This window comes from Variovorax sp. dw_308, assembly GCF_019207085.1.
Classification (GTDB): Bacteria; Pseudomonadota; Gammaproteobacteria; order Burkholderiales; family Burkholderiaceae_C; genus Variovorax.
The window spans coordinates 19,239-39,493 of record NZ_JAATOM010000002.1; the positions used below are offsets into that span (position 1 = coordinate 19,239).

General features: G+C 65.5%; 19 protein-coding genes. 8 read left to right on the top strand and 11 right to left on the bottom strand.

Going from position 1 to position 20,255, the window contains the following annotated elements; all coding sequences use genetic code 11:
* Positions 1-72 precede the first annotated feature (72 nt).
* Positions 73-285, top strand: coding sequence for a hypothetical protein (locus HCU76_RS03380; RefSeq protein ID WP_213956610.1), 213 nt, complete (start codon positions 73-75; stop codon positions 283-285).
* An 8-nt stretch (positions 286-293) separates the two neighbouring features.
* Here the strand turns inward: HCU76_RS03380 and HCU76_RS03385 are convergent, their stop codons facing one another.
* From HCU76_RS03385 to HCU76_RS03425, 9 genes are all read right to left on the bottom strand, one after another.
* The gene (locus HCU76_RS03385) at positions 294-947 is read right to left on the bottom strand and encodes an FHA domain-containing protein (protein ID WP_213956609.1); all 654 of its coding nucleotides are present in this window, start codon (positions 945-947) and stop codon (positions 294-296) included.
* A 199-nt stretch (positions 948-1,146) separates the two neighbouring features.
* Positions 1,147-2,343, bottom strand: coding sequence for a DUF1501 domain-containing protein (locus tag HCU76_RS03390; protein ID WP_213956608.1), 1,197 nt, complete (start codon positions 2,341-2,343; stop codon positions 1,147-1,149).
* On the bottom strand, positions 2,340-3,755 hold the full coding sequence (locus tag HCU76_RS03395) for a DUF1800 family protein (RefSeq protein WP_213956607.1): 1,416 nt from the start codon (positions 3,753-3,755) through the stop codon (positions 2,340-2,342). The genes HCU76_RS03390 and HCU76_RS03395 overlap by 4 nt, the downstream gene beginning before the upstream one ends.
* Positions 3,756-3,783: 28 nt before the next feature.
* Positions 3,784-4,221: a cyclic nucleotide-binding/CBS domain-containing protein gene (locus tag HCU76_RS03400; RefSeq protein WP_213956606.1), complete on the bottom strand. Its 438-nt coding sequence runs from the start codon at positions 4,219-4,221 to the stop codon at positions 3,784-3,786.
* Positions 4,222-4,264: 43 nt separating this feature from the next.
* On the bottom strand, positions 4,265-5,320 hold the full coding sequence (locus HCU76_RS03405) for a 2-oxoacid:ferredoxin oxidoreductase subunit beta (RefSeq protein WP_213956605.1): 1,056 nt from the start codon (positions 5,318-5,320) through the stop codon (positions 4,265-4,267).
* On the bottom strand, positions 5,317-7,179 hold the full coding sequence (locus tag HCU76_RS03410; RefSeq protein WP_213956641.1) for a 2-oxoacid:acceptor oxidoreductase subunit alpha: 1,863 nt from the start codon (positions 7,177-7,179) through the stop codon (positions 5,317-5,319). The genes HCU76_RS03405 and HCU76_RS03410 overlap by 4 nt, the downstream gene beginning before the upstream one ends.
* Positions 7,180-7,324: 145 nt before the next feature.
* Entirely contained in the window at positions 7,325-9,154 is a 1,830-nt protein-coding gene (locus HCU76_RS03415) for an FAD-dependent oxidoreductase (protein ID WP_213956604.1), read from the bottom strand.
* Positions 9,155-9,278: 124 nt separating this feature from the next.
* Complete coding sequence (locus HCU76_RS03420) at positions 9,279-9,692, bottom strand: thioesterase family protein (protein WP_218508492.1); 414 nt, start codon at positions 9,690-9,692, stop codon at positions 9,279-9,281.
* A gap of 79 nt (positions 9,693-9,771) precedes the next feature.
* Positions 9,772-11,058 carry a LysR family transcriptional regulator gene (locus HCU76_RS03425; protein WP_213956602.1) on the bottom strand — a complete coding sequence of 429 codons (1,287 nt, stop codon included), beginning with the start codon at positions 11,056-11,058 and terminating at the stop codon, positions 9,772-9,774.
* A gap of 155 nt (positions 11,059-11,213) precedes the next feature.
* Here HCU76_RS03425 and HCU76_RS03430 point away from each other — a divergent pair, with 155 nt between their 5' ends.
* From HCU76_RS03430 to HCU76_RS03455, 6 genes are all read left to right on the top strand, one after another.
* Positions 11,214-12,260, top strand: a complete 1,047-nt coding sequence (locus HCU76_RS03430; RefSeq protein ID WP_213956601.1) for an amidohydrolase family protein — start codon at positions 11,214-11,216, stop codon at positions 12,258-12,260.
* A 2-nt stretch (positions 12,261-12,262) separates the two neighbouring features.
* The gene (gene ligK / locus HCU76_RS03435) at positions 12,263-12,946 is read left to right on the top strand and encodes a 4-carboxy-4-hydroxy-2-oxoadipate aldolase/oxaloacetate decarboxylase (RefSeq protein WP_213956640.1); all 684 of its coding nucleotides are present in this window, start codon (positions 12,263-12,265) and stop codon (positions 12,944-12,946) included.
* Positions 12,947-13,019: 73 nt separating this feature from the next.
* Positions 13,020-13,904 (top strand): gallate dioxygenase, encoded by an 885-nt coding sequence (locus HCU76_RS03440; RefSeq protein ID WP_213956600.1) that lies wholly within the window; start codon positions 13,020-13,022, stop codon positions 13,902-13,904.
* Positions 13,901-14,260, top strand: a complete 360-nt coding sequence (locus HCU76_RS03445; protein ID WP_213956599.1) for a protocatechuate 3,4-dioxygenase — start codon at positions 13,901-13,903, stop codon at positions 14,258-14,260. Before HCU76_RS03440 ends, HCU76_RS03445 begins: the two co-directional genes overlap by 4 nt.
* Positions 14,261-14,841: 581 nt before the next feature.
* Positions 14,842-15,678, top strand: coding sequence for a M12 family metallopeptidase (locus tag HCU76_RS03450; RefSeq protein ID WP_218508493.1), 837 nt, complete (start codon positions 14,842-14,844; stop codon positions 15,676-15,678).
* Positions 15,679-15,738: 60 nt separating this feature from the next.
* Positions 15,739-16,125 (top strand): hypothetical protein, encoded by a 387-nt coding sequence (locus tag HCU76_RS03455; protein WP_213956597.1) that lies wholly within the window; start codon positions 15,739-15,741, stop codon positions 16,123-16,125.
* Between the two features lie 155 nt (positions 16,126-16,280).
* Here the strand turns inward: HCU76_RS03455 and HCU76_RS03460 are convergent, their stop codons facing one another.
* Together HCU76_RS03460 and HCU76_RS03465 are read right to left on the bottom strand one after the other, a co-directional pair.
* The gene (locus tag HCU76_RS03460; RefSeq protein WP_213956596.1) at positions 16,281-16,502 is read right to left on the bottom strand and encodes a hypothetical protein; all 222 of its coding nucleotides are present in this window, start codon (positions 16,500-16,502) and stop codon (positions 16,281-16,283) included.
* 428 nt (positions 16,503-16,930) lie between these two features.
* A complete protein-coding gene (locus HCU76_RS03465; RefSeq protein ID WP_256353976.1) occupies positions 16,931-18,106 on the bottom strand; it encodes an acyl-CoA dehydrogenase family protein in 1,176 nt (391 codons plus the stop codon).
* A 161-nt stretch (positions 18,107-18,267) separates the two neighbouring features.
* On the opposite strand from HCU76_RS03465, the gene HCU76_RS03470 reads away from it, so the two are divergent.
* Positions 18,268-20,112: an acyclic terpene utilization AtuA family protein gene (locus tag HCU76_RS03470; RefSeq protein WP_213956595.1), complete on the top strand. Its 1,845-nt coding sequence runs from the start codon at positions 18,268-18,270 to the stop codon at positions 20,110-20,112.
* Positions 20,113-20,255 lie beyond the last annotated feature (143 nt).

Below are 20,255 nucleotides of genomic sequence, written 5' to 3' on the forward strand. Positions count from 1 at the left end.
AAGCGGCCGCGATCGTCTGTTTCTTTCACCGTGCCATTGACGCCGGCCTGACCGGCTCCGAAGGAGTGAAAAATGCTTGCACTACGCGGCCTTTTCTTCAGCGGCCTGATCGCCATTTCCGGCGCTGCATTGGCGGCCCAGCCGACCACTGAAACTTCACGCGAGGACCGCATGAATGCTGCCCAAATGGATTACCAATCCGGCAAGCCCGCCATGACCTCCGCGACCCCGGCGCCGAAGTCCATGCACAGCCAGTCGAAGCATCACCCCGAGACGAAGAAATAAGAAGCCGATCAGGCCTCGAAATCAGAGTTCCGGATCCGGATCGGCTCGCGGCCGGTCTCGTCGAAGATCTTCCAGGCCACGACATTGATCGCGACATAGTTCTCTTCGTAGGCTTCGACGGCGCGCGTCGGACCATCCGGGCCGTACACCAGCACGTCGAAGTGCACCAGGAGCGCGTCCGCCGATATGAACGCCTGGATATCACGCCCCCTGGCGGCGATGGTGAAGGCAACCGCATCGCCCGCCCACGTGGCGCCACCGGGGCCGCCGATGCGAGGCTGCGTTCGCACGAGCGGGTGCAACTCACCGGGCCCCGTTGTCGCGCCGGCCGCCGTGTCCTCCTCGCGCGGGGGTTGAGGCAGCTCTTCCGCATCGGGCAGGACCCTGGGAACGTACTCCATCTCGACATCGGCGATCTTGATGATGTCGCCACTCGTGAGCGGCGTGACCGACGTCGCCTTTCCGTTCACCAGCGTGCCGTTCCTGCTTTCGAGGTCGCGCAAAAGCGCGGCGCCGTCGCCCCGGCACACGATCACGGCGTGATGCTTGCTCACAGCCGCGCGCTCCAGCACGAGGTTGCATTCGGGATCGCGTCCGACCAAGGTCTCGCCTTCCAGCAGCCGCACGGTTCGGAAGGGTTGACCTTCGATGGTGAGGATCAAGCTGGCCATGTCTCTCCCAGTACAAAGTACAAAACGGTGATGGGCCGGGTGGCCGCAAGCTTTGTGCCACGCGCGGCATGGTGGCGTAGGCGAGGACCGACGACCCCTGTCCGGCGATGCCCCCGGGTGCAGTTCCGCTGGCCAATAGCGCGCCGGCTGGAAGCGCATCGAGGAAGGCGTTGCAGCGCAGCGAGTGTGCTCAGCGGATCAGGCGAGGCAGCGCGTACCCGGCGGCGCCAGGCCCCGCGCCGCCCTTCGGGAACAGGCTGCGCCCGAGCCGTTGCGGATCGATCCCGAAGCACTCGCCGGACGCTTGCGCAATGAGGGCATCGAGGGCCGTCGTCGGCCGGAGGTCGCGGTTTTCAAGCAGTTGGCCGCTTGCGAGCCCTGGCCAGTCGGCCAGCACGCAGCCGCCTTGCACCGCACCGCCGAGCAGCATGGCCACGGCGCCCGTGCCGTGATCGGTGCCATTGGTGCCATTGGCCGCCGCGGTGCGGCCGAACTCGGTGGCGACCAGCACCACGGTGTCGGACCACCCGCCGCCCATGCCATCGCGCAATGCGGCGATCATGGCGTCGAGGTTGCGCAACTGGGCCGCCAATCGGGCGTTCTGCGCGCTGTGGGTGTCCCAGCCGCCGGTCTCGATCATGGCGATGCGCGGGCCGTCCGGGCGCGCCAGGAAGCCGGCCGCGAGCTTGCCGATGCTGGCGCCATCCTGGCGCGGTCGCACAGCGCCACCCTCCCCGCCCATCGCGATGTCGCGCGTGTCCATGGCCGAGGTCCAGAGCGCGTGCAACTGCGCATCGTTCTGGTAGAGCTGCGTCACGCGCAGCATCAGGTCGTCGGTGGCTTGCGGCAATGCGGAGGGTGCGTACGAGGCCACTTCCGCCGGGCCGCGCAAGGCCACCGGCACGGTCGCGGAGAACGCGATGGCCTCCTTGTCGGCACGCGGCAGCAGGCCGACCAGGCGATTGAGCCAGCCGTCCTTGAGTTGGTAGGGCGTCACGCCCCCGGTTTCCAGCACGTTCTGGCCGTCGAAATGCGAACGGTCGCGGTAGGGCGACGCGACGGCGTGCACAAACAGGGCCTCCCTGGCGGCATGCAACCTGGCGATTTCGACCAGCGCAGGGTGCAGCGCGAAGCTGCCGTCGAGGTGGATGGCCGTGCCGGGGTCCAGCGCCATGGCGCCGCGAAGGCGTGCGTAGCCTGGGTCGGCATAGGGCAACAAGGTGTCGAGTCCGTCGGCCGCGCCACGCTGGATGACGAAGACGAAGCGGCGTTCGGCCGCAGCCTTGGCCAACGCGAGGTGGGGTGCGACGAAGGTCAGCGCGGCGCCGCTGGCCGCCATGCGCAAGAAGTCGCGGCGAGGGTATCGGCGATCGGTCATGACGCTCATCTCCGCAGGAATTCGGGGCACACGAGCAGCAGCGCCAGCCCGGTGCTTGCGCTTTCGGCCCGGGCGATGGCCTGGGCGCTGGCGTCGCTCAGCGCGTCCCCCGGCAGCAGGCGCGGCGCGAGCGCGCGCGGGTCGATGCTGTTGCCGGCCAACAAGGCGAGGCGCTGCGCCAGTTCGACGCGGCGCACCAGTGCGTCAGGCGCGGCCCAACTGGCCGCAATGTCGTCGTAGCCCGCCGGAGAGCCGGGGCGCCAGACCGGCTGGCCCAACTGGTTGAGCAATTGCGCGCCTTCGGCGTTCTTCAGTTCGTGGCGTCCCAGTGCACGCAGGGACGACACCGTCCAGTCCCATGGCGTCTTGAACTTGCCCTGGCCGGCGAGCCAGCTTTCGGGCGATTCGATCAGCGTGCGATAGACGCTCGGCAGGTCGCCACCGCTGCGCTGGAAGGTCGCGGCAAGCCGGTCGACCAGCGCGGGCGGAGGTTCGTCGGCGACGAAATGGCGGGCGAGCTTGGTCGCGACATGGCGGGCGGTCGCGGGCGAGACGGCAAGGTCTCGAAGGATCGCCACCCCCTGTGCCTCGCCGCCCTCGGGATAGCGGCGGCCCAGCAGGGTGCGCGGGCCGGGTTCATGCAGTGCCGGGCGGAACTGGAAGCCGCCGGTGGGTGCATCGCCGGCCGTGCCCATGGGCTGGGTTGCACCCTGCCCACCCTGCCCCGCGCCCGCCGGCCCCGCCAGGCTCCAGCCGGTGAGCGCCCGCGCGAACTCGGTCACCTCGGCCTGCGTGTAGCCGCTGCGTACGCCCAGGGTGTGCAGTTCGAGGATCTCGCGCGCCAGGTTTTCGTTCAGGCCACGCTGGAGCTGCGGGTTGCGTTCAGCCACGCGACGCGCGGCCACGCTGTTCGGCCCGACCGATTGCGCCTGGTCGAGGTAGACCAGCATGGCCGGATGGCGCACCGCGGCCAGCAGCAGGTCGTCGAAGCGGCCCAGCACATGGGGGCGGATCGCCTCTGTTTCATACGCCCCGGCCAGGTCGAGCACCAGGGGTTTCTCGACAGAGATGGCGAAATGATTGGCCCAGAAATGCACCAGCCGTTCGACGAAAGCCGCGGGCGTGTCGAGCGCGCTGGCCAGCCGGGCGTTGACCGCCGCGACGTAGTCCTCGCGCGCGTCGCGGCGCAGCGTCTGGCGTGCGGCCTGCTTGTCGGCCTCGGAGGCGTCGCGCACCTTGCGTTGCTCGGCCTGGTAGTCCGCCAGCAGCAGTTCCGCGCCGCGCCGGCCCTGCCACGCGGCGGGCTGTGCCTGGTAGCGATCGAACTGGTCGAGCAGCCAGCGCCGAGGCGCGGACGGCAGCGCTTCATCGGGCCGGGCGCCGAGCCCGAATCGGTTGAGGGCAATGGCGGCGGGGGTCATCGACGAAATCCGATGGATTCAGACCTTCTCATCCAAGGGCGTCGTTGACCTGCTCATGAAACTCGGTCTGGCTCAGCGCCGTTCCGATTTCCCGCGGCAGCGCGTCGCGCACCGAGAACACGCCCAGGATCTTCTGGCCCGAGACGAGCGGAATATGCCGGAACCCCCGTTCCAGCATCAGCACCACGGCGTCGGATACGAGCGTCTCCGGCGGCACGCAAATGGGATTGGGCGTCATGACCTCGCGTGCCGTGGTGCGTTCGGGATCGAGACCTTTGGCCAGCACGCGCGTCATCAGGTCGCGCTCGGTGAGGATGCCCAGCAGCAGGTCCGGCGGCTCCATGATGAGCACGCTGCCGCAGTTGGCGCGCGTCATCATGCAGGCTGCATCGCGCACGCTGGCCTGCGGGCCGATGCTGACCACGTGCTTGCGCGGAATGGACTGGAAAACGGTACGTTCAGCCATGGGACGCCTCCTCGATCGGCTCTATGTTGCGGCCGGTTCCTTTTCAACGCAAGGAGGCATTGAGCCGCTCGAGCGCCCGCGCGCCCGGGCAAAGCTCCGTCGGACCCAGCGCGTTGAGCGGCCGGTCGCTGGTGTTGAGCGCGGTGTGCAGGTCGGTGGCCAGCGGATCGACATAGAGCAGGCCCGTCACCACCTCGCCCATCTGCTGGTGCTTCTGCATGTGGGCCATGGCGGCGTAGCGGTCGCCGGGGTTGTAGCCAGGGTGCAGGCTGCGCAGGCGCAGCAGCGTGCCGTCATGCTGGCGCACGTCCATCACTTCGCCCGGCGCCATGCTCACGGTGATCTCGTCGCGGCTGCTGATGAAGTCGATGCGGCTGACCGCCTCGTTGTGCTCGCGCACGTAGTCGTAGCTCTTGGTGCTGCCGGGGTGGTTGTTGAAGGCGACGCAGGGGCTGATGACGTCGATGAAGGCGGCGCCGCCGTGGCTGATGGCGCCCTTGATCAAGGGCACGAGCTGCGCCTTGTTGCCGGAGAAGCCGCGCCCGACGTAGGTGGCGCCCAGTTGCAGGGCCATCGCCACCAGGTCCACCGGGCTGTCGGAATTGATGACGCCCTTCTTGCTTTTCGAGCCCTGGTCCGCCGTGGCGGAGAACTGGCCCTTGGTGAGGCCATAGACGCCGTTGTTCTCCACGATGTAGGCCATGTTCACGCCGCGGCGCATCGCATGGGCGAATTGGCCGAGGCCGATGGAGGCGGAGTCGCCGTCGCCGGAGACGCCGAGGTAGAGCAGGTCGCGATTGGCCAGGTTGGCGCCGGTCAGCACGCTGGGCATGCGGCCATGCACCGTGTTGAAGCCGTGCGATGCGCCGAGGAAATAGTCGGGTGTCTTCGAACTGCAGCCGATGCCGCTGAGCTTGGCCACGCGATGCGGCTCGATGTCCAGCTCCCAGCAGGCCTCGATGATGGCCGCCGAGATCGAGTCGTGGCCGCAACCGGCGCACAGCGTGGAGATCTTGCCCTCGTAGTCGCGCCGCGTGTAGCCGACCTTGTTGGTGGCCAGCGTCGGATGGCGCAGCCGGGGCTTGGTGATGTAGGTCATGCAGAACCCCTTGGGTCGGTGGCGTGGGCGCGGACATGCGTGCCGATGGACTGGACGATGAAGCGCGCCGTGATGGGCGTGCCGTCGAAATGCAGCACCTTGATGAGCTTGGCCGGGTCGATCTCCAGCTCGTTGACGAGCAGGCTGCGCATCTGCGCATCGCGGTTCTGCTCGACCACGTAGACACGCGAATGCCGGGCCAGGAATTCCGGCACGCTGTCAGGGAACGGGAAGGCGCGCAGGCGCATCGCGTCGAGATGGATGCCACCGGCTTCGAGTTCCTCCAGCGCCTCGTTCATCGACGGGCTGGTGGAGCCGAAATAGATCACGCCGATGTCCGTCTCTTTCCTGGACGGAAGCAGCACGGGCTGCGGCACCATCGCCGCGGCGGTCGCGAACTTCTTCAGCAGCCGCTCCACGTTGTAGATGTAGTCGGGGCCGCGCTCCGAATAGCGGGCATACGGGTCGCGCGTGGTGCCGCGGGTGAAATAGCTGCCCTTGGTCGGGTGCGTGCCCGGCAGCGTGCGCCAGGGAATGCCGTCACCGTCGACGTCCTTGTAGCGGCCGAAATCCTTGCCGGCCTCCAGCTCCTCGGCGCTCATGACCTTGCCGCGGTCGTAGGCCTTGCTGTCGTCCCATTCGAAAGGCTTGCACAGGCGCTGGTTCATGCCGATGTCCAGGTCGGTCATCAGGAACACGGGCGTCTGCAGCCGGTCGGCCAGGTCCAGCGCCGCCGCCGCATGCTCGAAGCATTCGTGCGGGTCCTCCGGGAACAGCAGCACGTGCTTGGTGTCGCCATGCGAGGCATAGGCGCAGCAGAGGATGTCGGCCTGCTGCGTGCGCGTGGGCATGCCGGTGGAGGGGCCGCCACGCTGCACGTTGATGAGCGTGACCGGAATCTCCGCGAAGTAGGCGAGCCCGATGAACTCGGTCATCAGCGACACCCCCGGCCCCGAGGTGGCGGTAAAGGCCCGGGCGCCGTTCCACCCCGCGCCGACCACCATGCCGATGGAGGCGATCTCGTCTTCCGCCTGCACGATGGCGAAGCGGTGCTGGCCGGTGCTGGCGTCAACCCGGAACTTGCCGCAGTACTTCTGGAAGGCCTCGGCCACCGAGGACGACGGCGTGATCGGATACCAGGCCGCCACGGTGGCGCCGCCGTACACGCAACCCAGGGCGGCGGCGCTGTTGCCGTCCACGAAGATCTGGTTGCCGACGCGGTCGGCCCGCCGCACCTGCAGGCCGACGGGCTGGTCGCGCAAGTTCTCGCGCGCGAAGTCGCAACCGAGGTGCAGCGCCTGAACGTTGGAGGCAAGAAGCCTTTCCTTGCCCTTGTATTGCTCGCCGAACAGCTTCTCGACCACGGCGGGATCGATGCCCAGCAGGATGGCCAACGCGCCGACGTAGACGATGTTCTTGAACAGCTGGCGCTGGCGCGGATCGTTGTAGACCGCATTGCAGATCTCGGTCAGCGGCATGCCGATGACGTGGATGTCGTCGCGGAACTTCGAGGGCGGCAGCGGGCGCGTGCTGTCGTAGAAGAGGTAGCCGCCGGGCGCCAGTTCGGCCACGTCGGCATCCCAGGTCTGCGGGTTCATCGCGACCATCATGTCGGTGCCGCCGCGCCGGCCCAGGTGGCCCTGCTCGGTCACGCGCACCTCGTACCAGGTCGGCAGGCCCTGGATGTTGCTGGGGAAGATGTTGCGCGGGCTCACCGGCACGCCCATTCGCAGGATGGCCTTGGCGAACAGTTCGTTGGCCGAGGCGGAGCCGGAGCCGTTGACGTTGGCGAACTTGATGACGAAGTCGTTGACCGCTTCGATCCGGGCGATGACCGGCCGTGCGGCGGCGCGCTCCATCGGTTCCGGGGCGCCCTTGGGCGGCAAGGTGGCGCTCATTGGAAAACCTCCGCGCTCCGCGCGACGGCGCGAACGCCTTCGGGCGGCCGTGCGGCGTTCATTGAAAAACCTCCGCGCTGCGCGCTGCGGCGCAAACGTGCGGCGTTCATGCCGGCACTCCTTGCGGCACGTGCTTGGCGTCACGGCATGCCGGGCCAGCCGGCGTCATCTTCAGCAGGAACTTCTGCATGTCCCAGGCGCCGGTCGGACAGCGCTCGGCGCAGAGGCCGCAGTGCAGGCAGACGTCCTCGTCCTTGACCATCACCCTGCCCGTCTTGAGCCCACCGGAGACATACAGGTCTTGCGCCAGGTTCAGGGCCGGCGCCTTCAGGCGCGGCCGCACCTCCGCTTCGTCGCCGTTGGTGGTGAAGGTGATGCAGTCCATCGGGCAGATGTCCACGCAGGCGTCGCATTCGATGCAGGCGCTTTCGACGAAAACGGTCTGCACATCACAGTTGAGGCAGCGTTCGGCCTCCTTGAAGGCGGTGGCGGCGTCGAAGCCAAGTTCCACTTCCACGCGGATGCTGGCCAACGCCTTCTCTGCCTTGGCCCACGGCACCTTGTAGCGCAGGTCGTTCGAGGTGTCGTTGTCGTAGCTCCACTCGTGGATGCCCATCTTCTGCGACACCAGGTTGGTCATCGGCGCAGGGCGCACGTAGATCGCCTCCGCATGCAGCAGCTTGTCGATGGACACAGCAGCCTCATGGCCGTGGGCGACCGCCGTGATGATGTTCTTGGGACCGAAGGCTGCATCGCCACCGAAAAAGACGTTGGTCACGCTCGACTGGAAAGTGTTCTTGTCGAGCTTTGGCAGTCCCCATTTGTCGAAGTCGATGCCGCAGTCGCGCTCGATCCACGGGAACGAGTTCTCCTGGCCGACGGCGACCAGCACCTCGTCGCATTCGAAGAAGGCGTCGGGCTCGCCGGTGGGCACCAGCTTGCGGTTGCCCTTGTCGTCGTACTCGGCATGCACGATCTCGAAGCGCATGCCGACCAGCTTGCCGCCCTCGTGCACGAAGGCCTTGGGCACATGGAAGTTGATGATCGGAATCCCCTCGTGCTGCGCGTCTTCCTTTTCCCAGGGCGAGGCCTTCATCTCCTCGAAGCCGCTGCGCACGATCACCTTCACGTCGGTGCCGCCGAGGCGGCGGGCCGAGCGGCAGCAATCCATCGCCGTGTTGCCGCCGCCCAGCACGATCACGCGCTGGCCGATCTTCGTGATGTGGCCGAAGGAGACGGAACTGAGCCAGTCGATGCCGATGTGGATAGCGGCCGCGGCCTCTCGCCGGCCGGGCAGTTCCAGGTCACGCCCGCGCGGTGCGCCGCAGCCGACGAAGACCGCATCCCAGCCTTGCGCCATCAGCGCCTTCATCGAGTCGATGCGCTCGCCGCTGCGGAAGTTCACGCCCAGGTCGAGGATGTAGCCCGTCTCTTCGTCGATCACCGATTCGGGCAGCCGGAAGCGCGGGATCTGCGTGCGGATGAAGCCGCCCGCCTTGGCGTCGCCGTCGAACACCGTCACCTCATAGCCGAGCGGCGCGAGGTCGCGCGCGACGGTCAGCGACGACGGGCCCGCGCCGATGCAGGCAATGCGCTTGCCATTCTTCGGCGCGATCTTGGGCATGCGCCCGCGCACGTCCTCCTTCATGTCGGCGGCGACGCGCTTGAGCCGGCAGATGGCCACCGGCTCGGGGTCCTGCGCGTTGCTCTGCTCGACGCGTCCGCGCCGGCAGGCGGGCTCGCACGGCCGGTCGCACGTGCGGCCGAGGATGCCGGGAAAGACGTTGGAAACCCAGTTGATCATGTAGGCATCGCCGTAGCGGCGCTGCGCGATCAGTCGGATGTATTCCGGGACGGGCGTGTGCGCCGGACACGCATACTGGCAATCGACCACCTTGTGGAAATAGGTGGGATCGGCGAGGTTTGTTCGCTGCAAGAGTTTCTCCTGGTCTCCCGCCCGCGGCCTGTTCGTGGGGTCGTCGCGGGTCGGACATCAGTATGCGCCGCGGAGCGCGTCGTAAAACCTTGGTGGATTCCCGCAGCGAATCAGTTCCCGGGATTCAAGCGCAGGCGTCAAGAATGAACTGGGGAACGGGAATGGCCTTCAGTCGCCCGCCTTCCAGCTTGACGCAGAGCGCGCGCGTCTCACGGCCCTCGCAGATCAAGGTGTCGCCACGCATCACGCGGTGCCGCTGGACGAAGACCTTGCCGCGCCATTCCTCGACCTGGGTCTCGATGTCGAGTTGCTCCCCGTAGGTGGCCGAGGTCACGAAGCGGGTGTGGATCTCCAGCAACGGGCAGCCGATGCAGCCGGGCAATTCGGTCATCGAATGCCAGGGCGGCAGTCCGCACTGGACGAAGTAGTTGTGCGAGGCCGCATCCATCCAGCGCGAGAAGTTTGGAAAGAAGACGATCCCCGCAGGATCGCAATCGCCGAAGGTCACGCTGACGCGATGGATGATGGTTTTGCTCATGGGGCGGCGAGGCTAACACCGCCCTCGTGGCACGCGCAATCGCCGAGCCTGCCGCGCCTGGTCAACGAAAGGCGCCGGGTCAATGGCTCGGCAGGCTCTGGTCGACCACCTTCCTGAGTTCCGCCATGAGCGCGAGCGCACCCGGCGAGGCGAGCGCGCCGCAGCGCTGCGTGAGGCCGATCTTCCGGTCCGACTTCCGAAGGGGAAGGTTCAACACGGCCAATGTGCCGGCCTCGATCTCGTAGTGCAGTTGATGCGCGGAAATGGCGGTCACCATGTCGCTCTGGAACAGCAGGCCGCGCAGGATGGCCAGGTCGCCCGTTTCCACCGTCGGCACGGGCGCAGGCTGCGCCGATTCGCGGAACGATTGCTCCAGCAGCTCGCGCGTCGGCGAGCCCAGCCGCGACAGGACCCATTGCGCCTGCCGCAGGTCATCGAAGCCGATGGCAGCACGCCCTGCGAGCGGATGACCCGCGCGCGCGATCAATGAAATGCAATCGTCGAACAGCGCTTCCTGCGTCAGGTCCGCCTCGCGTCCCGAAGGGCGCAATGCACCCAGGATGAAGTCGACATCGCCGCTACGCAGTTGCGCCGCCAGCGCCTCGTAGGGACTCTCGACCGTGCTCACGTGCAGGCGTGGATGCTGCCCGACCAGCGCCGCGATGGCCGAGGGCAGTATCAGCGTCCGGCCCAGCGGCAACGCACCGACGACCACCCTGCCCTGCACCACCCCGCCGATGGCCGCGATGTCCGAATCGATGCTGCGCAACTCCGCCAGCGCCCGCTTGAAGCGGAACGCCAGCGCGAGCCCGGCGCGCGTCGGCGTCACGCCGCGCGCGGAACGCACGAAGAGTTCGCGGCCGCAGCGGGCCTCGAGTTCGCCGACCAGGGTGCTGACGGCCGGCTGGGTGATGCCGAAAGCGCGGGCCGTGGCGGGCATGTTCTGCATCTCCGACAAGCCCGCGAACACCGCCAGGCGACGCCCGCTGAACATCGCGGCCATGAGCGTCCTGGCGTCGAGCCGGGCCGCATTGGCGCCGCGCTGCACCGGCTCCGCGGGCGCGAGTTCCTGGCACGCGGCGGCGAATTCGTCCTCCACGCGTTGTGCCCTCGCGCGAACGGCCTCGCCAAAGGCGTTGAGCAGCATGCCGCGGGCCTTGCGCTCGAAGAGCGGCGTGCCGAGGCTCTCTTCCAGCTCGGCCACCGCGCGCGTGATGGCGGATGCCACCCGGAACAGGCTCTCCGCCGCGCGCGTCACGCTGCCATGCGCCGCAACCGCGGAGAAGGCCTGCAGATGGCGCAGGTTGATGCGCGCTGCCGTGGCGTCCACGGTGGGTGGGATGTCGATAGCTTTCCTTGCTGCCATGGGACCCTGTTTTACGCCAGCGTCGAAGCATCGAGCGCCGTCGGCGATCTGGGGAAAAGCCTGTTCAATCAATTAGTCAGAACGCAGAATAAGCAGAACTGAAGCCGTTTCGCCCCGGCTTTGCGGACACTTGCATCATGACTGGAGACACGCAAATGATCATCGACTGCCACGGCCACTACACCACGGCTCCCAAGGCGCTGGAAGACTGGCGCAACCGCCAGATTCAGGGCATCGCCGACCCGCCCCTGATGCCCAGGGCCAGCGCGCTGCGCATCAGCGACGACGAGTTGCGCGAATCGATTGAAGGCAACCAACTGCGCCTCATGAACGAGCGCGGGCTCGATCTCACGCTGTTTTCGCCGCGCGCCAGTTTCATGGCGCATCACATCGGCGACTTCAATGTGTCGGCCAACTGGGCCGCCATCTGCAACGAGCTCTGCTATCGCGTGTCGCAACTCTTTCCGGCGCATTTCGTGCCGGTCGCGATGCTGCCGCAGTCGCCCGGCGTCGACGCCGCCACCTGCATTCCCGAACTGGAAAGGTGCGTGCGCGAATACGGCAACGTCGGCATCAACCTGAACCCCGATCCGTCGGGCGGCCACTGGACCTCGCCGCCGCTGTCGGACAGGCACTGGTATCCCATCTACGAGAAGATGGTCGAGCACGACATCCCCGCGATGATCCATGTGTCGACCAGCTGCAATGCCTGCTTCCACACCACCGGCGCGCACTACCTGAACGCCGACACCACGGCCTTCATGCAGTGCCTGACCTCGAACCTGTTCAAGGACTTCCCGACCCTGCGCTTTCTCATTCCGCACGGTGGCGGCGCGGTGCCCTACCACTGGGGGCGCTTCCGCGGACTTGCGCAGGAGATGAAGAAGCCGCCGCTGCAGGAGCACCTGCTGAAGAACATCTTCTTCGACACCTGCGTGTACCACCAGCCCGGCATCGACCTGCTGACGAAGGTCATACCGGTCGACAACATCCTGTTCGCGAGCGAGATGATCGGCGCGGTGCGGGGCATCGATCCCGAGACGGGTCATTACTTCGATGACACGAAGCGCTACATCGCGGCGTCGGCGCTGGATGCGGCCTCGCGCCAGAAGATCTATGAAGGCAATGCGCGCCGCGTGTTTCCTCGCCTGGACGCGCTGCTCAAGGCGCGTGCGAACGAACCCGCCACGGAGCAAGCATGAGCATGAACAACCTGGGCATCGTCAAGCGCAACATCGTGCGCGCCGATGCGGAAGCCGTCGAACACCTGTCGCGCTTCGGCTCCGCGACCGTGCATGAAGCCATGGGCCGCGTTGGCCTGCTGAAGCCGTACATGCGGCCGATCTTCGTCGGCGCACACGCGTGCGGCACGGCCCTCACGGTGCTGCTGCAGCCCGGCGACAACTGGATGCTGCACGTGGCCGCCGAGCAGGTGAGGCCCGGCGACATCGTCATCGCAGCCTGCACCGCCGACAGCACCGACGGCTTCTTCGGCGACCTGCTCGCCACCTCGTTCAAGTCGCGCGGCGCACGTGGCCTGGTAATCGACGGCGGCTGCCGCGACGTGAAGGAACTGACGGCCATGGACTTCCCGGTGTGGAGCCGCGCGGTCAGCGCCAAGGGCTGCGTCAAGTCCACGCTGGGCTCGGTCAACATCCCTGTCGTGTGCGCCGGCGCTTCGGTGAACCCCGGCGATGTGGTCCTGGCCGACGACGATGGCGTCGTGGTGATCCCGGCCGCCCTCGCGCGCCAGGTGGCCGATGCCGCACAGGCGCGCGAAGACAACGAGGCCGCCAAGCGCGCCAAGCTCGCGTCCGGCGTGCTCGGGCTCGACATGTACAACATGCGCGGCCCGCTGGAGCAGGCCGGCCTGCGCTATATCGACTAGCACTGACGCTGCGCGCGCTGCACGACCGGGCCGCGGCGCAAGCGCGCTACGACATCCAAGGAGAGACATGGACATGGCAAAGATCATCGGCTGCATCGGCACCTCGCACGTGCCCACCATCGGCGTCGCCTACGACAAGGGCAAGCAGCAGGACCCGGCCTGGAAGCCGTTGTTCGACGGCTACCTGCCCGTCGCCAAATGGCTCGAGGAACAGAAGGCCGACGTGCTGGTCATGTTCTACAACGACCACTGCACCAGTCTCTTCTTCGACCTGTACCCGACCTTTGCGATCGGCGTGGGCAAGGAGTTCCAGGTGGCCGACGAAGGCGCGGGCCTGCGCGACCTGCCCACGATCAAGGGCAACGTCGACCTGCAGGCCCACATCGCCGAATCGCTGGTCAACGACGAGTTCGACATGACCGTCTTCCAGGACAAGCCGATCGACCACGGCTGCGCCTCTCCCCTGCCCCTGCTCTGGCCGCACAAGCCCGACTGGCCCGGCACGGTGGTGCCGATCGCCATCAACGTGCTGCAGTTCCCGCTGCCGACGCCGCGCCGTTGCTGGCGGCTCGGCCAGGCGGTGCGTCGCGCGATCGAGTCGTATCCGGAGGACCTGCGCGTGGTCGTCGTCGGGACCGGCGGCCTCTCGCACCAGGTGCATGGCGAGCGAACCGGCTTCAACAACGAGGAATGGGACATGAAGTTCCTCGAGCTGCTGGAGCACGACCCGGAGCAACTCACGCGGATGAAGCATGCCGACTTCGTACGCCTGGGCGGCGCGGAAAGCGTCGAGCAGATCATGTGGCTCGCGATGCGCGGCGCCATGGGCAAGACGGTGCGCAAGCTGCACCAGAACTACTATCTCGCGACCACCACCGCGATGACGGTCGTGCTGTTCGAGGATGGCACGGCCACGGCCAAAGCCGGCGCAAGCAAAGCCGACAAGGTGGCCGCATGAACCCGCAACTCGCCGGCGTCGAGGACATCCCCGGCACCTACATCTTCGACATCCGCACCAGCAACCGCACGCTGAAGCTCAATCGCTTCTTCTGGCAGATGATCGGCAAGCCCTGGCGCGACCGCTTCGAGGCCGACCCGGAGCAACTGATGACCGAAGCCGGCCTGAACGAGCGCGAGAAGGAACTCGTGCGCAAGCGCGACTGGCTGGGCCTGATCCAGTACGGCGCCAACTTCTTCGTGCTCGAGAAATTCGCGCGCGTCTCGAAGACCACCAATCTCGAGGTCTACGCCATCTTCCGCGGCGAGAGCTTCGAGGAATTCATGAAGACGCGGCGCGTGCCTGATGCGCGCTGACGCGCGCCGACGGCCGTCGGGGCTTTTTTCCGGGGTAGCGCGAGCCACTTTTCCGAGCTTTCCAAGGATCGTTCACGCCATGGGCGCGGCCTGTATGCGGGACACGCCGAACAGACGCCCGCGCGCAACAACGGCCGAGGTCACTTCGTCTGGAAGAACGACCCGACTCCCGATCGTTCCAGATCGACTCCCTTACTCCGCGAGATTCTTGAAGACGCGCAGCGCAGGCTGCCGCGCCTTCGGCCCGGCATCGCGCGGCCGTCGACACGCGGTTTGACGATCAGGTTGTCGCACAGCGCGGCGCTCGCCTGGCGAAGCCGACGAGCGCATCCCACGTTTTGCGGATATTCAGGACGTCCATCTCAGTCCCTCCCATTTGATTTATTCAATTAAAAGCGCGCATACACGCACCGCGCAATCTTGGCAATTCCCCAAAAGTGCTTTCCGGCGGTCGCTCGGAACGTTGCCAGTCACAGCAGGAGAAATATCACTGCGCAATAAAAAGTTCGCGCACTGGCTTGCAACAGCCACAGTCGTGCGGTAAATTCTGTAACAAGGGGAGACGCACAATTAAAATGAACATGTCAATGTTTTTTACACGCTTTTTTGCAATTGTTGCAATATTGTTGGCAAGTGGTTGCGGGGGCTCCGAAGACAGCGGTTTGGCGTCCACATCCGCCACGGCAGCTTCGAGCAATGCTGCATCGCCCGCGGTCACACAGGCCGAAGCAGGAAATTCAACGCCAAACCGCAATGCCCGATTGGAGGGTTATGCCAAGGCAACCTCCATTTGGCCAACCAAGACGATCAAGGTCTGCTGGGTCATGGAAGTCGCGGATTTTGCGAGCAGCGAGGAACAAAGACTCGTGGTTCAGCGAGCAGTCGCGCAAACATGGTCGAGCGTCTCCCAGGTTCGCTTTACCAGTTGGGCACGATGCACGGGTTCCTATGCGGACGGCGATATAAAGATCGCCGTCGAGGATAACTATTTTGCCGGCCCACGTGCATACATCGGCACCCAGGGCTATCCCTCTTCACCCACGATGTGGCTCAATTTCAAATTCCAGAGCTGGCCTTGTTATCTGGGAATCAATGAGTGCACCCGGCTGGTTGCCGTGCACGAATTCGGCCATGCGCTGGGCTTTGTTCATGAACAACTCCGGCCTGATACACCGTCAACGCCACCCCCCGGCGCCGCAATCTCGCAGGATGTCTGGGATGATTGCCGAGCCCCCAGAAACGATCCGACCGGGGACGCGATGATCGGAGCATGGGACCTGAGTTCCGTAATGAACTATTGCAATCCCGAATGGATGGGCGAAGGCAAACTAAGCACAACCGATATTGCAATGGTCCAGAAATACTATGGCGTGCCCGTCAATATCGTTCCGGTCCTCATCACGCTGCTGGACGACTGAGTCGCTCAAGAACCAATCAAATCAAGCCATTCCAACTCAAATCAAGAAAACGCGATTGTCATGAAATTTCCTGAACAACCCACTGGCGCGCCACGCAAGAACAGCGGCAGCGCCCTTCCACTGCGCCGCTTCGCAACGGGCGTGCTCGCTGCGATCGGTCTCTGCGGCGCCAATGCCAGCATGGCACAGACGACCTACTTCACCGAAGGCACGAGGACAATCGCCAAATTGGGCGTCCAGGGCAACCAAGCCTATATTGGCTTCGTGGAGGCGTTGACCGCCAATTGCAAATGGGGCTACCTTTACATCGCACCCGATCGCAAGGTGATGTACGCGGAATTCCTCGCGGCAAAAATCGCCAACAAAAAAGTCAGCCGGGTCGACTATAGCCAACCCGGTGGCACCGGAACCCAATGCGTGGCCGAGATCGTGGAATTGAGCGAATAATTAGATACTCCGAAAATCGGACGCGAGTGTTCGAATCGTTGAATTACTGAGTTACTGAGTTACTGAGTTACTGAGTTCTGAGTTACTGAGTTCTGAGTTACTGAGTTACTGAGTTACTGAGTTACTGAGTTACCCAGATATTCAACTATCCATCGTCAGAAAATCGAAGACGAACTTTCAGCAAGCGCATCCTGATCCTGCTGCACGAGTCGTGTGGCGTGATTCGGCAATCGATCGACGCTTTCCAAAGGACGTGCAAAGTGGCCTGCCCTCCCCTGTATCACTTGCGCGCGACTTCCGGAAATGGCTACGAGAAATTGCTTGTCGCCGGCCTTGCCGAATACCGGTCGCGGATTTTCAAGATATGACAGCCTCATGCAAACGCTCGTTAATCGGGTGCAATTGTGCGAGTTTTGTTGCCTGCTGTGCGCGAGGTTCACAGACCCTGTAACTGCTGAATCGCGCCAGTTTTCGATTTCTGCCGTTGCTCCGAAAATTGAAGTCATAAGAACAAGGCCGCCTCACTGCCATTGAGCAAGGGCGCAACGGTTGCCAAGGTCTTAAGTACGTTCAACTGAAAAAAAGAGACGACCTGCCGAGCAGCAGGCAACCGATGGCTTGCCCGCATTCACCCGCTGGCGCGCTGGCAATCGTCTCGCTTTCTCAAGTCGCCCGCCGAATACCAAAGTCATTCAAATGTGCGATGGACTCAATGGCTTCATCCTCGCTGGAACTTGATACATGCGAGTTGCTTGCATCAAGTTACCTGCGGGCCAATGATTTCGTTTAAGCGATTTACTTTGACTCAAACGCCAAACTGCCGCGCGGCCAGATCCTTCATCACCTCCTCGGACCCGCCGCCGATCATCATCACCTTCACCTCCCGGTAGATGCGTTCTGTCCGCGTCCCCCGCATGAAGCCCATGCCGCCGAGCAACTGCACGGCGTGGTCGGCGCAGAACTGCATGGCCTGCGTGGCCAGTACCTTGGCCAGGCACACGCGGGCCACCAACTGCGCCGGGTCGGCAAGCTTGTGCTCGATGCGGTAGGACAGGTCGTAGACCAGCGCGCGGGCCGCGTCGATGCGCAGCGTCATGTCCATCAGCTTGTGCCGCACCACCTGTCGCTCCGACAAGGGACTGCCGGCGATCGTGCGTTGCCGCGCCCAGTCGACCGCCTCTTCCAGGCAGACCTCGGCATAGCCGTACGCCAGCGCCGACATCATCAGTCGCTCGTTGTTGAAGTTCTGCATGAATGTCTTGAAGCCCTTGTTCTCCTCGCCGATCAGGTTGGCAACGGGCACGCGGCAGTTGTCGAAGCGCAGGTGCGCAGTGTCGGAACTCCACCAGCCCATCTTCTTGAGCGGCGTGCGCGTGAGGCCGGGCGTGTCTCCTTCGACCAGCAACGCCGAGATGCCGCTGGCGCCCTTGGCCGCCGGGTTGGTACGCACCGCGACCGTCAGGTAGTCGGCGCGGATGCCCGAGGTGATGAAAGTCTTCTCGCCATTCAGCACGTAGTGGTCGCCATCGCGCACCGCGGTGGTCCGCAGGTTGGCGACATCCGAGCCGCCGGAGGGCTCGGTCACGGCGAGCGCCGCGATCTTCTCCCCGCGCAGCACAGGCGGAATGACGCGCTGCTTGATGGCCTCGCTGCCGGCCTTGAGGATGGGCGGCAGCCCGATGCTGTGCGACAGCAGCGAGGCCTGCATGCCGCCGCAGCCGGCGCGCGCAAATTCCTCGGCGAGGATCAGCGAATAGAAGGTGTCGGCCGGCGTCCCGCCGTATTCCTCCGGATAACCCAGGCCGAGCACTCCGACATCGGCCGCACGGGCGTAAAGCGAGCGCGGGAAGGTCTCGGCCTCGTCCCATTCGTTGACGAAGGGACGGATCTCGCGTGAGACGAAATCGCGCAGGCTGGAACGAAACTGCTCGTGCTCGGGCGTGAAATAGAACGGCAGCGGCGGCGTGTCAAGAAACTCCATGGTCATCATCTCCTGGGTTCGAGCGAGGCTAGTCCCACCGTCCGGGGGCGTCTTGTGCCCAGTGGCTACTGCCAGCCCGCCGGCCAGCGAGTTGGCGCAAGCCGTGGCCTGCGGGGCTGGCTAAGCTGCGGCGCAGTACCACCCATCGACGAGACAATCCCATGGCCACCCACTCTTCCACTCAAGACCCGTCCCCATCCAAGGTCGTGCGCATCGGCGGCGCCTCCGGCTTCTGGGGCGACAGCATGGTCGCCGCCCCGCAACTCGTGAAGCTGGGCCGGCTCGACTACCTGGTGTTCGACTACCTGGCCGAGACCACCATGGCCATCCTTGCCGCCGCACGCGCCAAGAAGCCGGAGATGGGCTACGCCACCGATTTCGTCGACATCGCGATGAAGTCCGTGCTGGCCGAGGTCAAGCGCCAGGGCATCAAGGTCATCAGCAATGCCGGCGGCATCAACCCCCACGCCTGCGCGGAGGCGCTGCGGGCGCTGGCGGCGGCGGAAGGCATTTCGCTCAGGATCGCGGTGGTCGAAGGCGACGACGTATCCGCCCGCATGCCTGAATTGCGCGCCAACGGCGCCAGGGACATGTTCACCGGGGAGTCACTGCCCGAGAAGGTGCTGAGCGCCAACGCCTACCTCGGCGCCACGCCCATTGCGGCGGCGCTCGCGGCCGGCGCAGAGGTCGTCATCACCGGCCGCTGCGTCGACAGCGCCGTCACGCTCGGCGCCTTGATGCACGAGTTCGGCTGGGGTCCGGACCAGTACGACCAGCTCGCCTCCGGCAGCCTCGCCGGCCACATCATCGAATGCGGCTGCCAGGCCACCGGCGGCCTGCACACCGATTGGGAAGACATCCCCGACTGGGCCAACATGGGCTATCCCGTCATCGAGTGCCATGCCGACGGCAGCTTCATCGTGACCAAGCCCGAGCCCAGCGGCGGCAAGGTGATCCGCGCCAACATCGTCGAGCAGATGCTCTACGAGATCGGCGACCCCGGCGCCTACCTGCTGCCCGACGTGAGCTGCGACTTCCGCGACGTGGTCATCGAGCAGCAAGGCGACAACCGCGTGCGCGTGGGACCGGCCAAGGGTCGCGCACCCACACCCTCCTACAAGGTGTCGGCCACGCAGCTGGACGGATTCCGTTGCGCCGGCAGCATGGTCATCATCGGCATCGACGCGGAGAAGAAAGCGCGCCGGACCGCCGAGGCGATCATCGAGCGCACCAGCAACATCCTGCGCCAGCTCGGCATGCCGCCTTTCACCTCGACGCACATCGAGGTCCTCGGCGCCGAGACGCTCTACGGCCCGCATGCGCGCACGCGCCAGGCGCGCGAAGTCATGATGCGCGTGATCGTGAACCATCCGCAGAAGGCCGCGCTGGCAATGTTCGCGCGCGAGATTTCGCCGGCGGGCACTTCGTGGTCGCCCGGCACCACCGGCCCCGGCGGCGGCAGGCCCGCGGTGTCGCCACTGATCAAGCCCTTCTCTTTCACGCTCGACAAGCAGACGGTGCCGGTGTCCTTCGTCATGGACGAGGTGCGTCATCCGGTGGCGATGGCCAGCGGCACGGGCGATGGCGCCGCAACCGACGCCACGACACCGGCCGAATGGAAGGACGAGGCCGGCGAGCCGATGCGCGAGGTGCGGCTGATCGACCTGGCCTGGGCGCGCAGCGGCGACAAGGGCAACCTCTCGAATATCGGCATCGTCGCGCGCAAGCCCGAGTGGCTGCCGCTGCTGTGGGATCGCGTCAGCGAGTCCGCGGTCGGCAGCTACTTCGCCCACATGGTGCACGGCAAGGTCGAGCGCTTCCACCTGCCCGGGACGGCATCGATGAACCTGCTGCTGCATGACGCGCTCGACGGCGGCGGCCCGTCGTCGATGCGCCTGGACCCACTGGGCAAGGGCATGGCGCAGATGCTGCTCGACATGAGCATCAGCGTACCCGCCTCGGTCGCGGCGCAACTCGCACCCGCCTCGCGCTACAGCACGGCCTGAAAAAGGCGTGAAGATTTCGTAGCGAGGGCGCCAGCCAGGAGGCCGGTTCGCGGAACGCAGCCGTACTCCAGTACGGCGACAACGAAGTTGCGGCGAGGCTGACAACTGCGCGAAGCGCTTGTCATGCCGGAGCCAACGCCGCA

What these genes read in the sequence shown, in the direction of transcription:
- HCU76_RS03380 (WP_213956610.1), top strand. Translation starts at nt 73, where the DNA reads ATGCTTGCACTACGCGGCCTTTTCTTCAGCGGCCTGATCGCCATTTCC.
- HCU76_RS03390 (WP_213956608.1), bottom strand. Translation starts at nt 2,343, where the DNA reads ATGAGCGTCATGACCGATCGCCGATACCCTCGCCGCGACTTCTTGCGC.
- HCU76_RS03395 (WP_213956607.1), bottom strand. Translation starts at nt 3,755, where the DNA reads ATGACCCCCGCCGCCATTGCCCTCAACCGATTCGGGCTCGGCGCCCGG.
- HCU76_RS03400 (WP_213956606.1), bottom strand. Translation starts at nt 4,221, where the DNA reads ATGGCTGAACGTACCGTTTTCCAGTCCATTCCGCGCAAGCACGTGGTC.
- HCU76_RS03405 (WP_213956605.1), bottom strand. Translation starts at nt 5,320, where the DNA reads ATGACCTACATCACCAAGCCCCGGCTGCGCCATCCGACGCTGGCCACC.
- HCU76_RS03410 (WP_213956641.1), bottom strand. Translation starts at nt 7,179, where the DNA reads ATGGAGCGCGCCGCCGCACGGCCGGTCATCGCCCGGATCGAAGCGGTC.
- HCU76_RS03420 (WP_218508492.1), bottom strand. Translation starts at nt 9,692, where the DNA reads ATGAGCAAAACCATCATCCATCGCGTCAGCGTGACCTTCGGCGATTGC.
- HCU76_RS03425 (WP_213956602.1), bottom strand. Translation starts at nt 11,058, where the DNA reads ATGGCAGCAAGGAAAGCTATCGACATCCCACCCACCGTGGACGCCACG.
- HCU76_RS03430 (WP_213956601.1), top strand. Translation starts at nt 11,214, where the DNA reads ATGATCATCGACTGCCACGGCCACTACACCACGGCTCCCAAGGCGCTG.
- ligK (WP_213956640.1), top strand. Translation starts at nt 12,263, where the DNA reads ATGAACAACCTGGGCATCGTCAAGCGCAACATCGTGCGCGCCGATGCG.
- HCU76_RS03440 (WP_213956600.1), top strand. Translation starts at nt 13,020, where the DNA reads ATGGCAAAGATCATCGGCTGCATCGGCACCTCGCACGTGCCCACCATC.
- HCU76_RS03445 (WP_213956599.1), top strand. Translation starts at nt 13,901, where the DNA reads ATGAACCCGCAACTCGCCGGCGTCGAGGACATCCCCGGCACCTACATC.
- HCU76_RS03450 (WP_218508493.1), top strand. Translation starts at nt 14,842, where the DNA reads ATGTCAATGTTTTTTACACGCTTTTTTGCAATTGTTGCAATATTGTTG.
- HCU76_RS03455 (WP_213956597.1), top strand. Translation starts at nt 15,739, where the DNA reads ATGAAATTTCCTGAACAACCCACTGGCGCGCCACGCAAGAACAGCGGC.
- HCU76_RS03460 (WP_213956596.1), bottom strand. Translation starts at nt 16,502, where the DNA reads ATGAGGCTGTCATATCTTGAAAATCCGCGACCGGTATTCGGCAAGGCC.
- HCU76_RS03465 (WP_256353976.1), bottom strand. Translation starts at nt 18,106, where the DNA reads ATGGAGTTTCTTGACACGCCGCCGCTGCCGTTCTATTTCACGCCCGAG.
- HCU76_RS03470 (WP_213956595.1), top strand. Translation starts at nt 18,268, where the DNA reads ATGGCCACCCACTCTTCCACTCAAGACCCGTCCCCATCCAAGGTCGTG.